The sequence below is a fragment of the Marinilabilia salmonicolor JCM 21150 genome, assembly GCF_000259075.1.
In the GTDB taxonomy this organism is placed as follows: Bacteria; Bacteroidota; Bacteroidia; order Bacteroidales; family Marinilabiliaceae; genus Marinilabilia; species Marinilabilia salmonicolor.
On sequence record NZ_AJKI01000003.1, the window covers coordinates 73,006 to 85,414 of the forward strand.

Here is a 12,409-nt window from a genome sequence, read left to right on the forward strand (position 1 = left end):
AAAGCTTCAAAAAAGCAGTCTTTTTTCACCTTCACTCATCTGTTCAATCGTTTTGCGGGTAGTTTCAAATTTTTCGGGGGTCCCGATGTCGAACCATAAATCGTTTCGGCTTTCGTATCCCATTAATGTGTGTTCACGAGACAGACGCAGGTAAAGCTCTATGATGGGGAACTTTCCGGATTCAATGATTAAATCGAAAATCCGGGGTTCTATAATGTGAATTCCCTGAAAACCGAATCCCTTGTAATTGCTAGTGTCTTTAGTTATGATCTTCTCACCGGTCTTTAGGTTTTCCCATCCTGCCAGTTCTATGTGTTCATTGAAAAGCAAATGTCTGGAAGTAGGACGTTTTTTTATCATGAGAGAAACAAGCCCGTCGTAAGAGTGATGGAATGCAATAAAATCTTTGAGGTTGGCGGTGGTCACAATGTCCACATTGTAAAGAAGAACAGGGCTGTTTGCATCAAACAGGGGACGGGCTTTCAGCAGACCTCCTCCCGTGTCCAGCAATTGATCCGATTCATCCGAAACAATTACTTCCATTTTGTCGGATTTGAAACGAATGATTTCTTCCATAACCAATTCACTAAAGTGATGCACATTGACCACGGTTTTGCTGATTCCCGCGTTTTCAAGCTTTCGGAGGGCTATATGAAGCATCGTCATTCCGTTGACCTCAATCAAAGCCTTTGGTTTATCGTTGGTAAGAGGTTTTAATCGGGTGCCCAAACCGGCAGCAAACAGCATTGCGTTCATAATTATTTTATTCAATTAATTTGGTCATCGTTATTGGAGGGATTACAGGAATGTCAGAATATTCCGGCTTTATCAGGAACCGGAGTTTTTCATCTTTTTAGTCCAACCCTTATCCATTCTTTCTAAAATCTGTAAATTTCGGGTGCGACAGCCCCATGCTCTCTGCCCTCAGCTCCGGAACAACCATTTACTACAGGCCATCATCGGTATTTTTGCTTTCCGGCTCATCAGTGGTTCCCGGTGTGCCGATACTGCGGGCTGCACGAGCTATAACGTGTGCTGCAACGGGTGAAAGAAATACCAGGACACCAAATACGATGGCGGATTCCAACAGGACAAACCAGTCGAGAAACAGCAGGTTAACACCAATCAGGAGCAGTAATAGGCCCAGTGACGATACCTTGGTAACTACATGCATACGCGCGTATAAATTTTTGAAACGCCAGATTCCTACTGAAGCAATCAAAACTACGATGGCACTTATTAATAATATGGCTCCTACAATATATTCCATCATTGGTCTTTGTTTTGTTTGTATAAATAACGGGCTATAATCATTGACCCGAATGCCAGTATGAAGGCCACTACCAAAACCACATCCAGCAACAGCTTTTCTCGGGTGTAGAGAACATCACATACCATCATTCCCACGATGATTACACCTATCTGATCGAGCGCCACGACACGGTCGGGGAGGGTAGGTCCTTTGAAAAGGCGTAAGAAGGGGAATATGAGGCTCATGGAAAATATATACAGGGCAATGAGTGCGGCATATTCCAAAAAAATATCGGCATGGTTCATATTACAAAGCTTTTGATAACAAACTCTCAATTTTACCGGTCACTTTCAAAAAATCAGTATGGTCGCTTCGGTTGAGCAGATGAACCAGTATTTTATTGCTTTCAGAGTCAATGTCTATACTCATAGACCCGGGTGTCATACTGATTAGGTTAAACAGCAGGACGACTCTCCAACCCTTCTTCAGTGTCGATTGATACTCTATGAGCATTCCGTTTTCTCCCCGGCTTCCGCGAACCACCTGCATGGCAATGGCCAAGCCGGATTCGGTAACCTTGAAGGCGTAGTAGATAAAGAAGTATATGAAATAGAGTGGTTTCATTTTTTAGTTAATTAGTTGTTCTTTAGCTTATAGTTCTTGGCTCCTCGCTCTTAGCCCCATGCACCCTGCTCCTTGCCCCACGGCTCTGCTCCTTACTGTGGACCCGGAAGTCCCCCTTGGGGGGATTTAGGGGGCCGTTAGTTATTCTTTAGTACAAAGTTAATGTAATCAGAGGGTTGCATCAGTGATTCTGCCGCCAGTGTGCAATATTCTACGATTGGGGTGGCAAATACTCCGGCCAGCACAATAATAATTGCCATGGCTCCTGAAGACCATTTCATCCAGCTGATATTAACGGGTTTATCGTCAAGTAAGACGGTTTTTATAATTGGGACAGCCGACTTCTCGGGTGTTTTTTTCCAGAATACTTCCATCCATATTTTCACCATAGAGAAGAGGGTAAAGAAACCCACAAAGAGGGCGGTAAAGGCAATCCCCAACTGGTGGGCTTCAATGCCTGCTTTGATAAGCAGGTATTTTCCGATAAATCCGCTGAGTGGTGGTAATCCGGCCAGACTGAAAGCGGAAATAAAAAAGAATATGGCCCAAAGGGGATGTTCTTTGTAAAAATCGCCCAATACTTTAAGATTGAGGGTGCCTTTTTGCCTGTGGACGTATCCGGCTACTAAAAAAGCATTGGTTTTGGAAATCATGTTGTGGGCAAGGAAGAAAATGGCACCCGCAAGTCCTGCTACGGTAAAAAGTCCCAGTCCCATTACTACGTAACCAACCTGGCTGATGATGTGAAACGACAATACTTTTCGAAACTCAAACTGGGAGGTTGCCGTTATGACCCCGATCACCATACTGAGTCCTGCAATCCATAAAATCAGGGGTTGCCAGAATTCGCTGTTCTGGTGCAGAAAAAGGGCATAAAAACGGATGAGCGAGTAAATGCCAACTTTGGTTAGAAGACCTGCGAACAGCGCCGTAACCACAGGAGGTGGGGTATGGTAGGAGGCAGGTAACCAGAAAAAGAATGGTACCAATGCTCCCTTGATGGCAAATCCCACAAAAATAAGGATGAATGCAGGATTCAATTCCGGAGGCATGGTTTCATAACTCATCAGTTTCTGGGCAATATCGGCCATGTTGAGGGTTCCCATTTTTCCGTAGAGAAGTCCGATGCCTGCCACGAAAAAGAATGAGGAAATGAGGTTGAGAATCAGGTATTTGATGGCCCCCTCCAGTTGGTTGCGTTCTCCCCCGTGACTCATCAGAATGAACGAAGCCATCAGCATCACTTCAAACCAGACATAGAGGTTGAAAATGTCACCGGCAAGGAAACTGCCATTGACGCCCATCAGTATGCCAAAAGAAAAGAGATAAAATCCAAAGCTTTTTCGCCGGGTGTCAACCGATTGAATGGAGTAGGCCATGGCTGCCATGAATACGATGGCTGAAACCAGTACCATTAAGGCGCTGAAGCGGTCGGCAATGAGTGTGATGCCATAAGGAGCGGGCCAGTCACCCATCTGCATTTTTACCATTCCCTCGGAGTTCACTTCCATCAGCAGAATCACCGAAATCAGCAAGTTGAGGGCAGCGGCTCCCAACGCAACATATTCCCGCCCATGAAAATGGCGAAACAGAAAAGCAAAAATCATGAATGCCAGTGGCAAAAAAACAGGTAAAGCTATTATCATTTCTGGTCGGTCTTACTCAGTTGATCCAGGTCGTGTGTCCCGGTAGTTTCAAAATATTTATATTTCAATGCCAGTATGTAGGCAGCGATTCCCAATCCTATGACAATGGCTGTAAGTATCAATGCCTGGGGAAGGGGATCTGTCATTGTTTCCAGAGAGGCTTTTTCGGCTTCGTCTCCAATGAAGCTGACACCACTGCGGGTAATTCCTCCCGATAGAAAGATGATCAGGTTGGTGGCATTACTGATAACAAATACCCCGAGGATGAGCTTTACAATACTGCGCCGAAGCAACAAATAAACGCCGCTGGCATATAGCAATCCTATAAATATGGCAATTACGAGTTCCATTTCAGTACGTCCATTATGTTGGTGAATATTGATACTATCATTCCTACTACAAGCACAAACACTCCGATGTCAAAGAGCAGGGGCGTTCCCAACGCGATTCCGGCCAGGGAGGTCCAAACTCCTGTCAGCGGAGGTTTGCCCAGCATCATAGGAATCAGAGCTGCGAGTAAGGCAATGAGCAGACCGCTGCCCATGATGTAACGTGGATTAACCCTGATTTTTTCAAGTACTTTTTCCGAGCCAAACACAATTCCATAGAGGAGAAATCCTGCGGCGGCAATAATGCCGGCTATGAATCCTCCTCCAGGACGGTTATGGCCTCTGAACAGCAGGAAAAGAGCAAATCCTACCATGACATATAAAAAGAGGCTTACGATGCGTTCCAGTACAATATTTCTCATTTCTCAGATTTCTTTTTTATGGGGTTGAAACGAAGCAGTGTAAATACACCTGCGGCAGCCAGGGCCAGAACGGTTATCTCTCCCAGGGTATCGAGGGCCCTGAAATCAACCAGAATTACATTTACAATATTGCGTCCGTGGCCTTCCAAAAAGCTTTTTTCTGCAAAAAACTGAGAAATGGGCTCTTCCATATTGATGAATCTGGCCTTAAGCACAACCATGGTCATCATAGCTCCAACGGCCAGGGCTATAATGGCATCTCGAATGCGTGATTTTTTGCTGGAAAGTACTGCAAAATCGGGTAGATAAAAAATTACCATGACGAAAATGACCATGATGATGGTTTCGGCCAGAAACTGCGTAATGGCCAAATCAACCGCTCCGTAAAACATATAAAGAACAGCCACACCATATCCCAGTACCCCCATGGAGACGATGGCCGAGAGCCGCGATTTGCTGAAAACGGCAAACAGCACTGCCATCGCTGATATTATCAGCACCAGAACTACATGCATTCTTACCGGGGAACTTTCAGCGGGGTGGAACCATTCTCCCCCGGCGTCTAACAATTGATAAACAATCAAAAGCAAGGTGGCCATGAAAAAAGTAATGAGGTAATAACGGTGATAACCGTGTTGAATGCGATTGGTGTGCTTTCCGGCAAAATTCAGATAATTGCTGATGAGATTGTTGAATTTTTCCGGCAAATGATACTGGTCGGTCCACAGAATAATGATTCCTACCAATTTGCCAACGGGGCGTCGAAGAATGAAAATTATGGTTCCCATGGCCACGGTGAAAATACTCAACAATAAAACCTGGTTAAACCCATGCCAAAGGGCCAGATGAACATCCACTGCCTGTGACTGCACATAAAACATCGCATTGGACAGAATATTATTGAGCCATCCGGGGACCATCCCGAGACCTAATCCTACCAGGGCCAGAACTACAGGTCCTACAAGGAAGTTACCAGGCAGTTCTTTTTCCTTATGAAAAAGAGGAATCGCCGGTTTGTTTTTTCGAGGGATAAAAATCTCGTAAAAAACCAATATCGAAATGGCTACCATCATCATATTGGCTGCTACTCCTAGTGGAACCACAAGCCAGGATAATTCCGGCATCTGTACTTTGGCATCGTAAATTAGTTCTTTTCCTATAAAACCGAGCATTGGAGGGAGGCCTGACATACTTAAAAGGGCCAGAATGCCAGCTATACTTGTAACAGGCATGCTTTTTAGCAGCCCGCTGAGCCTGGTAATGTCGCGGGTGCCGGTATTTTTGTCAATGATGCCGGCGACCATGAACAACCCACCTTTGTAGAGACCATGGACGATGAAAAATATCAATGCTGCTTTGATTGAAGCAGTGGTGTTCATCCCGATAAGCATAACCATAGTCCCCAGAGCACTGATGGTGGTAAAAGCCAGAATGCGTTTAAGGTCTTTTTGCCCCAGAGAGAAAAACGCACCAATAAACATGGTGATGCCCCCTGTCAGAATCAAAGCTCCTTTCCAGGCGATGGTACCTCCCATGACAGGGTTCAAACGGAGCAAAAGAAAGATTCCTGCATTGACCATGGTTGCTGAATGGAGGTAGGCACTGATGGGAGTGGGGGCATTCATAGCTCCGGGCAACCAAAAATGAAATGGAAACTGAGCCGATTTGGTGGCAATAGCTACAAAAATCAGCAGAAAAACCGTCTGATAGTGCGAATGGGCGCCGAGATGTATTCCCTGTGCATATAGTTCGCTCAGGCGGAAAGTACCTGCAATATTACCAACCATGATAACGGCAAACAGCAGGCAAAGACCTCCCAGGGCGGTGATGAGCAGGGCCTGAAGGGCAGCCTGTCGCGGTTTATCCTTATCGTGATCGAAGCCTATCAGGAAAAAAGAAGTGATACTGGTCAATTCCCAGAAAATAAAAAGAGCCAGCAGGTTGTCAGCAAAAACAAGTCCCAGCATGGCTCCCATAAATAGTATCAGAAAGAAGTAGAATTTGGTTCGGCCGGCATATTTGGCCATATAAAATGAGGAGTAACCGAGTACCAATCCTCCAATTCCGCTTACCATCATACCAAAAATAAGACTGAGTCCGTCGATGCGGAATGAGAATTGCATTTCCGGTAGAAAACCAAATCCGGTCTCAACAATGCGGGCAGTCTCATCGGGTAACGTAAAAAACAGGAATGTAAGTGCCCCGAACAGCGCAAAAGGCACCAATGCCAGGATTCGTCCGGTGTAGTTTTTTAGTAACGGACGAAGAACGGGGACCATTAGTCCCATAAGAAAAATAAGACCTATTAAAACAATTGCCAGCTGCTCCATGCTGTAGTGTTGAATTTACGATTTTTGTACTGCTACAATTTATCGGGTTTGCACAATTTATCTTTCTTCTTTGCCGAATGACCGCACTTTCTACATTCAAATTTATGTGATGGTTTTAACTCCTTTTCTTTGTTGGTTTTGCATTTTTTCTTGCTCATAAGCGGTTTTGTTTGTTTGATTATGGACACCAACCGCCTGGGCATGGTTTTACAAAGGCCAGGATGCTCTTTCCATATGTTTTAGCTCAATGTTTACCGGATATTGTTTCCGGAGATGGCGGGCCAGATTCTCGGCACAATATACTGAGCGGTGTTGTCCTCCAGTACAACCAAAGCTGAACATTAAATGTTTAAATCCGCGTTTCAGGTATTTTTGAACTGACTGATCAGCCAATTGGTAAACGTTTGTCAGGAATTGATCCATCTCTTCCTCTTTCTCGAAAAAGGCAATTACTTCCGGACTTAATCCGGTTTTGCTTTTGTATTCCTCATAACGCCCCGGGTTATGAATGCATCGGCAATCAAACACAAAACCTCCTCCATGGCCCGAGTCGTCGACAGGAATACCACGTCGGTAAGAAAAACTATGGATGCTGATGGTAAGTTTTGGTGTTTCACTTAACTGCTGCAACTTTTGAGATTTAGTTACTTGCCATAAGGCTTCCTCCAGTGCCGGAAATTTTTCCGGAAGTGAAAGATTGGAAAGAATAAATCTGAGGTTCTCAATAGCGTAGGGAATACTTTTGAGAAAATGTTCTTTGTTTTCATAGAATCCCCGAAATCCATAAGCGCCCATAGCCTGCATAATTCGGATAAGCACAAAACCCTGCAGGAAACTTTTGAATGAAGATTCGTTTACCTTTATCTTTTTCCTGAGCTTGGAAATGTAAAAATCGAGCAGTTCGCTGCGAAGTTCTTCCGGTAAATCTGCTTTAGCATCATACAGCACAGATGCCAGATCGTATTGCAGGGGGCCTTTGCGCCCTCCCTGATAATCAATGAATGCCGGCCCGTTGTCGGTTACCATGATGTTTCGAGACTGGAAATCACGATACATAAAATAGTGGCCGTCGGCTTTCTGCAAATATTCAGCAAAAGCATTGAAGTCGTCTTCCAGCAGTTGCTCGTCGAAAGGGATTCCGGCCAGCTTCAGAAAGTAATATTTAAAATAGTGCAAATCCCAAAGCATTGATTGCTTATCGAAACTGTGGCGTGGATAGCACAACGAGAAATCGAGCTCTTTGGCACCTTCTGTCTGAAAATGAATCAGGTGTTCTAAAGACTTCTTGTAAAAAGTGACGATATCAGTGGGAATGTCTTTGCCGATTCTGGTTGTTGACAGCCAGTCGAACAGGGTGGTGTTTCCGAAATCTTCCTGCAGGTAGCTGTCGGTCGTTTCACTCACATTGAAGATCTCTGGAACAGGGAGTCCTAATGCTTTAAAGTGTCGGCTGAATTCTATAAAAGCACGGTTTTCTTTTTTATTGTGATTGATGGTGCCAATTGCGCTTTTGGTGGCTCCGGAAATGCGAAAATAGCGACGGTCCGAACCAGAGGGCGGTAGTGGAGTAAAACTTTCGGTTTCCTCCCCGGCCCATTTTAAGAATAGTTCTTCCAGATGTGGTGGATATGAGTTTTTCAATGTCAATCAGTTTAAAATAAAGAAAACGGAAAAATATGGCGGTACTGCATCCATGCAAAAAGTACCACGAAAAGCAGGGAGGGTAAAAGGTCGGTTATTTTCAGTTTCCCCAAATTCAGGATGTTGATGCCCAGACCAATCAGGAGTACTCCTCCGGTTGCTGTAAGTTCATTGACAACGGATTGGGCAAAGAAATCGCCCAGCCACATCGACAAAAGGGTTAGTCCTCCCTGGTAGATCAGCAGCGGAACCACGGAAAAGAGTACTCCTACGCCCATGGCAGCTGCCAGTGCCATGGATGAGAACCCATCCAGTACTGATTTGGTAATCAGTAGTTCGGGTCCTTTTCCCATTCCTTCGTTAATGGCCCCCAGCAAAGTGAGCGACCCCATACAAAACAGAAGAAATGAGGTAATCAATCCTTCGGTAAAACGTTCATCGGTAAAACGAAAACGGCTTTTGATGCTTTCAGACATGGTTTCCACTCGTTCCTCCAACCGGAGTAGTCCGCCGGTAATGCCTCCAAAAAGCAGGGAGAGCACTACTGTGATGATCCATTGACTCTCGAGAAACATAGAAACACCCAGTCCCATGGTGAATAGGCCGATGCCATGAAATACAACTGTTACGACCCGGCGTGGTAGTCGCTGCTTGAAAATAAGGCCGAGAATACTTCCGGCAATTACGGTGGCTACATTGACCAGGGTACCTGTCATTTTGAGGGTTTTTTTTGATGCCTTGCAAAAATAAGACACACAGGCTTAAGAAAAAAGAAAAAAACGGAAAAAGGAGCAGAGGACAGTTAGCAATGACCAATGACCAATGATCAATGATCAATTAGGAATGACCAATTAGCAATGAACAATTAGCAATGGAAAGTTAGTCTGAAGTTGCACACCATCTCGCCAGCTTTTTTATCCCGGGGCTTGAAATTTTAGACAACAAAATAGGTTGTACCTATGTCACTTTTTGGGAAAACCCCGGCTTTCAGATTTTTTTCCCGATATAAAATGCATAACCGTAGAACTTTTTGTACTTATAGTAAAGTTCGGTTTCGTGTTTTTGGTTAGCAATAAAGTCTATTGCTGTCTTGTTTCCTGCATTTTTATTAAGGAATATCTTCTCTGCTCTGACTTGTGGTTTATAAAAATGGTCAATCCAACAATCCTCAGGAAGAATAAATGAAGCTATAGGGATGTATCCTGAATCCTGCATTTTTTGCATGTTGCCCGGGATCGTATCTATACCGGGATAGGCATCTTGCCAGAATGCATCAATTTCCTCCGGACGCTCGTTGGTAAACCAGGAGGCCTCGCTGACGGCCACATAACCTCCTTTTTTGAGGAATGGCTTCCAGGTTTTCAGTCCGGTTTCAAATCCGATGTTGTAAATGGCTCCTTCAGACCAGATTAGATCCAGGGATTCCTGCTGAAATGGCAACTTATCCATGGAGCCAACCATTCCGGTTACTCTGTCCTGAAGATTAAGCTTTTGTGCGTTCTGATTGAATAAATCGATAAACTTTGGAAACAGATCCAGTCCGGTGACTGTTCCCGGAGCATTTTGGGCCAGCACCATGGTTTGTCCGCCGGTACCGCATCCCAGATCAGCTATTTTCGAATGCTCTGTCAGTTTATCCACAAAGCTTAAAGCTTTTTTCGTGACCTCGGGACTTCCGGGGCCCTGACGTTCCAATAAAGAATAGTATTCACAAATAAGTTTGATTTCAAAATCGTGAATGGATGTATTTTCGTTACTCATGATGTTTAAAATTTGAAGGTTTATAATTAAACCACATAAGAGCACAACAGGGAAATTGTTACTCTGGAAAAATGTGGAAAACAATATTGACCGATGTGTTTATTAGATGATTTGCATACTGCCGGGAAAACCCGCAACAACATAAAAATACTCCGGCATGAAAATGCCGGCTTTTCAGGGAGAGATAACCACGGGCAAAATGCCTGAGGTTATTTATTTTACCAGATCCGAATTTGTTCTAAACATTCATTTTTATTAAGCATTAAATTTAGGATATTTTTTCCTGAAAATGCAAGAGAAAAAGGTTGTAAGGGGCAGGGGGGATCAACCCATACCAACTTTGTTAAACCCGTTAAAACGGAGTCATTGCGAGCAGAGCGAAGCAATCTTCTTTCATAATAATAGTTTTTTTCGGCCAATAGTGATTTAAAAATAAGGAATAATAGACTCGGTTGATGGAAATCTCTTAAATTAGTGGTTTGTAGCCAAGATAAAACATATATGCTAAAAACCCGAGATGACAGATATGGTGGTGTAATAGTGTACAATCATACACTATCGCTAAGTTGTGAAGTCTTTCAAAGAGAAATAGAACTATTGATTGAGGCCTCCAGCGGCAAAGAAATTATTTGGATTAGTATTCCCTCTTATCAGTCCGGATTTATACCGATACTAACCAAGCTTGGTTTTGAATTTCATCATTGCGATAATCAGAATCTGATGCTGGCTTAAAACCAATATTTAGGCTAATCTGTTTCTTTTTGAAAATAATGATATTTACCAACATCATAATAATCATGCCATGAAAACGTTAATAATTTTTCTGTTTTTATTCTCTTTCGGGGTGTTTACGATTAACGCACAAAATCAGGCAACCGGATTTGTGTATGAGGACATTAATCAAAACGGTAAAAAAGAGAAGGGGGAATCAGGTATTCCAAACGTGGCTGTTTCCAATGGACGGGAGGTGGTGCTCACAGATTCCGATGGGAAATACAAACTTCCAGTGGGAGCGGATCATCCCATTTTTGTAATAAAACCTTCAGGCTACTCGCTGCCCGTGGACGAGCATAATTTGCCACAGTTCTTTCATATTCATAAGCCGGCAGGATCTCCTAAGCTTGACTACAGTGGTGTTGCTCCAACAGGCGACTTACCCCGATCTGTTGATTTTGGCCTCTTTCCCGGTGCTGAAAATATGGATTTTACCATGTTGGTTTTTGGCGATCCTCAACCTTATACCCGTAAAGAGGTGAAATATTTCTACAAAGGAATTGTGAAAGAATTGGAAGGAGTTGAGAATGTTGATTTTGGATTAAGTCTCGGCGATTTGGTGGGCGACGATTTGGATCTTTTTCAGCCCTATCGCAATGCTGTCAAAAAGATTGGTGTTCCATGGTTCAATGTCATGGGGAACCATGATATGAATTTTGATGTGGAAGCTGATTCTTTGTCGGATGAAACTTTTGAAAAGCACTTTGGCCCGGCAAACTATTCTTTCAATCACGGGAAAGTACATTTTATTGTACTTGATGATATTCTTTACCCCGATCCGCGCGATGGCAAAGGATATTGGGGAGGATTTCGTGAGGACCAACTGGCCTTTGTGAAAAATGACTTGCAGTATGTGCCCAAAGACCATCTGATCGTGCTGGCTTTTCATATCCCCCTTAAAGAGGGAGAGTTCGGGGATACTTTTCGGGACAGTGACCGCGAAAAACTTTTTCATTTGTTAAAAGATTATCCGCATACGCTTTCACTTTCAGCCCATACCCACATTCAAAATCAGGATTTTTTTGATTCCAAGGATGGTTGGCAGCAGGATTGCAGGCATCACGAATACAATGTGGGAACGACTTCCGGTGACTGGTATGGTGGTCATTTTAATGAGCAGGGAGTGCCTGTTTCTATGATGCGCGATGGTACGCCTAAAGGATATGCATTTCTGTCTTTTGAAGGAAATCAATACTTTACCAAATACAAAGTGGCAGGGGAGCCGGAAGATTATCAGTTGAGTCTTTATGCGCCCAAAGTGGTGCCTCAAAATGAATGGTTGAGTGCTCCTTTGGTGGTTAATTTTTTTATGGGGAGTGAAAAGGATTCGGTGTTTTACCGGATCGATCAGGGGGAGTGGAAGCCCATGAATTTTGTGCGAACGTACGACCCGGCTTATATTCATACCATGCAGGAATGGGACTATGCGGATAGCCTGTTGCCGGGAAAACGCCCTTCCAATCCTGCAGAATCAACCCATATCTGGCTGGGGCGAATCAATAACCATCTGGAAGAGGGTTTACATATCATCGAAGTAAAGGCAACAGATATGTTTGGTCAGGAGTGCAGGGCAAGAAAAGAATATAGGATTGTAAACCGTAAGTAATTTATGGGCTTGGGGGAATTGAAG

Annotated in this window: 13 protein-coding genes; 2 read left to right on the top strand and 11 right to left on the bottom strand. The window is 43.8% G+C overall.

Annotated elements, in window-relative coordinates:
• Positions 1–6: 6 nt before the first annotated feature.
• The 11 genes from W7W_RS0103765 to W7W_RS0103820 all read right to left on the bottom strand — a co-directional run bounded on the left by W7W_RS0103765 (position 7) and on the right by W7W_RS0103820 (position 10,005).
• Positions 7–756, bottom strand: a complete 750-nt coding sequence (locus W7W_RS0103765; RefSeq protein WP_025006792.1) for a sugar phosphate nucleotidyltransferase — start codon at positions 754–756, stop codon at positions 7–9.
• Between the two features lie 190 nt (positions 757–946).
• On the bottom strand, positions 947–1,273 hold the full coding sequence (gene mnhG, locus W7W_RS0103770; RefSeq protein WP_025006791.1) for a monovalent cation/H(+) antiporter subunit G: 327 nt from the start codon (positions 1,271–1,273) through the stop codon (positions 947–949).
• Positions 1,270–1,557, bottom strand: a complete 288-nt coding sequence (locus tag W7W_RS0103775; RefSeq protein WP_010662509.1) for a monovalent cation/H+ antiporter complex subunit F — start codon at positions 1,555–1,557, stop codon at positions 1,270–1,272. The genes mnhG and W7W_RS0103775 overlap by 4 nt, the downstream gene beginning before the upstream one ends.
• A gap of 1 nt (position 1,558) precedes the next feature.
• A complete protein-coding gene (locus W7W_RS0103780; RefSeq protein WP_010662510.1) occupies positions 1,559–1,876 on the bottom strand; it encodes a Na+/H+ antiporter subunit E in 318 nt (105 codons plus the stop codon).
• A 137-nt stretch (positions 1,877–2,013) separates the two neighbouring features.
• Positions 2,014–3,522, bottom strand: coding sequence for a proton-conducting transporter transmembrane domain-containing protein (locus W7W_RS0103785; protein ID WP_010662511.1), 1,509 nt, complete (start codon positions 3,520–3,522; stop codon positions 2,014–2,016).
• Positions 3,519–3,872 (bottom strand): NADH-quinone oxidoreductase subunit K, encoded by a 354-nt coding sequence (locus tag W7W_RS0103790; RefSeq protein ID WP_010662512.1) that lies wholly within the window; start codon positions 3,870–3,872, stop codon positions 3,519–3,521. Before W7W_RS0103790 ends, W7W_RS0103785 begins: the two co-directional genes overlap by 4 nt.
• Positions 3,860–4,273 carry an MnhB domain-containing protein gene (locus tag W7W_RS0103795; RefSeq protein WP_010662513.1) on the bottom strand — a complete coding sequence of 138 codons (414 nt, stop codon included), beginning with the start codon at positions 4,271–4,273 and terminating at the stop codon, positions 3,860–3,862. Before W7W_RS0103795 ends, W7W_RS0103790 begins: the two co-directional genes overlap by 13 nt.
• Positions 4,270–6,603, bottom strand: coding sequence for a hydrogen gas-evolving membrane-bound hydrogenase subunit E (gene mbhE / locus W7W_RS0103800; RefSeq protein WP_010662514.1), 2,334 nt, complete (start codon positions 6,601–6,603; stop codon positions 4,270–4,272). Before mbhE ends, W7W_RS0103795 begins: the two co-directional genes overlap by 4 nt.
• A gap of 207 nt (positions 6,604–6,810) precedes the next feature.
• Entirely contained in the window at positions 6,811–8,244 is a 1,434-nt protein-coding gene (locus tag W7W_RS0103810) for a RapZ C-terminal domain-containing protein (protein ID WP_010662515.1), read from the bottom strand.
• An 11-nt stretch (positions 8,245–8,255) separates the two neighbouring features.
• Positions 8,256–8,960, bottom strand: a complete 705-nt coding sequence (locus tag W7W_RS0103815; protein ID WP_010662516.1) for a DUF554 domain-containing protein — start codon at positions 8,958–8,960, stop codon at positions 8,256–8,258.
• A gap of 271 nt (positions 8,961–9,231) precedes the next feature.
• Positions 9,232–10,005: a class I SAM-dependent methyltransferase gene (locus W7W_RS0103820; RefSeq protein ID WP_010662517.1), complete on the bottom strand. Its 774-nt coding sequence runs from the start codon at positions 10,003–10,005 to the stop codon at positions 9,232–9,234.
• Positions 10,006–10,506: 501 nt separating this feature from the next.
• Between W7W_RS0103820 and W7W_RS23425 the strand changes: the two genes are divergently transcribed.
• Positions 10,507–10,737, top strand: a complete 231-nt coding sequence (locus W7W_RS23425; RefSeq protein ID WP_010662518.1) for a hypothetical protein — start codon at positions 10,507–10,509, stop codon at positions 10,735–10,737.
• A 70-nt stretch (positions 10,738–10,807) separates the two neighbouring features.
• Positions 10,808–12,385 carry a calcineurin-like phosphoesterase C-terminal domain-containing protein gene (locus tag W7W_RS0103835; protein WP_010662519.1) on the top strand — a complete coding sequence of 526 codons (1,578 nt, stop codon included), beginning with the start codon at positions 10,808–10,810 and terminating at the stop codon, positions 12,383–12,385.
• Positions 12,386–12,409: the final 24 nt, after the last annotated feature.

Excerpts from the sequence above, each read along its gene's own strand:
- mbhE (WP_010662514.1), bottom strand. The coding sequence starts at position 6,603 with ATGGAGCAGCTGGCAATTGTTTTAATAGGTCTTATTTTTCTTATGGGA.
- W7W_RS0103815 (WP_010662516.1), bottom strand. The coding sequence starts at position 8,960 with ATGACAGGTACCCTGGTCAATGTAGCCACCGTAATTGCCGGAAGTATT.
- mnhG (WP_025006791.1), bottom strand. The coding sequence starts at position 1,273 with ATGATGGAATATATTGTAGGAGCCATATTATTAATAAGTGCCATCGTA.
- W7W_RS0103835 (WP_010662519.1), top strand. The coding sequence starts at position 10,808 with ATGAAAACGTTAATAATTTTTCTGTTTTTATTCTCTTTCGGGGTGTTT.
- W7W_RS0103795 (WP_010662513.1), bottom strand. The coding sequence starts at position 4,273 with ATGAGAAATATTGTACTGGAACGCATCGTAAGCCTCTTTTTATATGTC.
- W7W_RS0103780 (WP_010662510.1), bottom strand. The coding sequence starts at position 1,876 with ATGAAACCACTCTATTTCATATACTTCTTTATCTACTACGCCTTCAAG.
- W7W_RS0103765 (WP_025006792.1), bottom strand. The coding sequence starts at position 756 with ATGAACGCAATGCTGTTTGCTGCCGGTTTGGGCACCCGATTAAAACCT.
- W7W_RS0103785 (WP_010662511.1), bottom strand. The coding sequence starts at position 3,522 with ATGATAATAGCTTTACCTGTTTTTTTGCCACTGGCATTCATGATTTTT.
- W7W_RS0103820 (WP_010662517.1), bottom strand. The coding sequence starts at position 10,005 with ATGAGTAACGAAAATACATCCATTCACGATTTTGAAATCAAACTTATT.
- W7W_RS23425 (WP_010662518.1), top strand. The coding sequence starts at position 10,507 with ATGCTAAAAACCCGAGATGACAGATATGGTGGTGTAATAGTGTACAAT.
- W7W_RS0103790 (WP_010662512.1), bottom strand. The coding sequence starts at position 3,872 with ATGGAACTCGTAATTGCCATATTTATAGGATTGCTATATGCCAGCGGC.
- W7W_RS0103775 (WP_010662509.1), bottom strand. The coding sequence starts at position 1,557 with ATGAACCATGCCGATATTTTTTTGGAATATGCCGCACTCATTGCCCTG.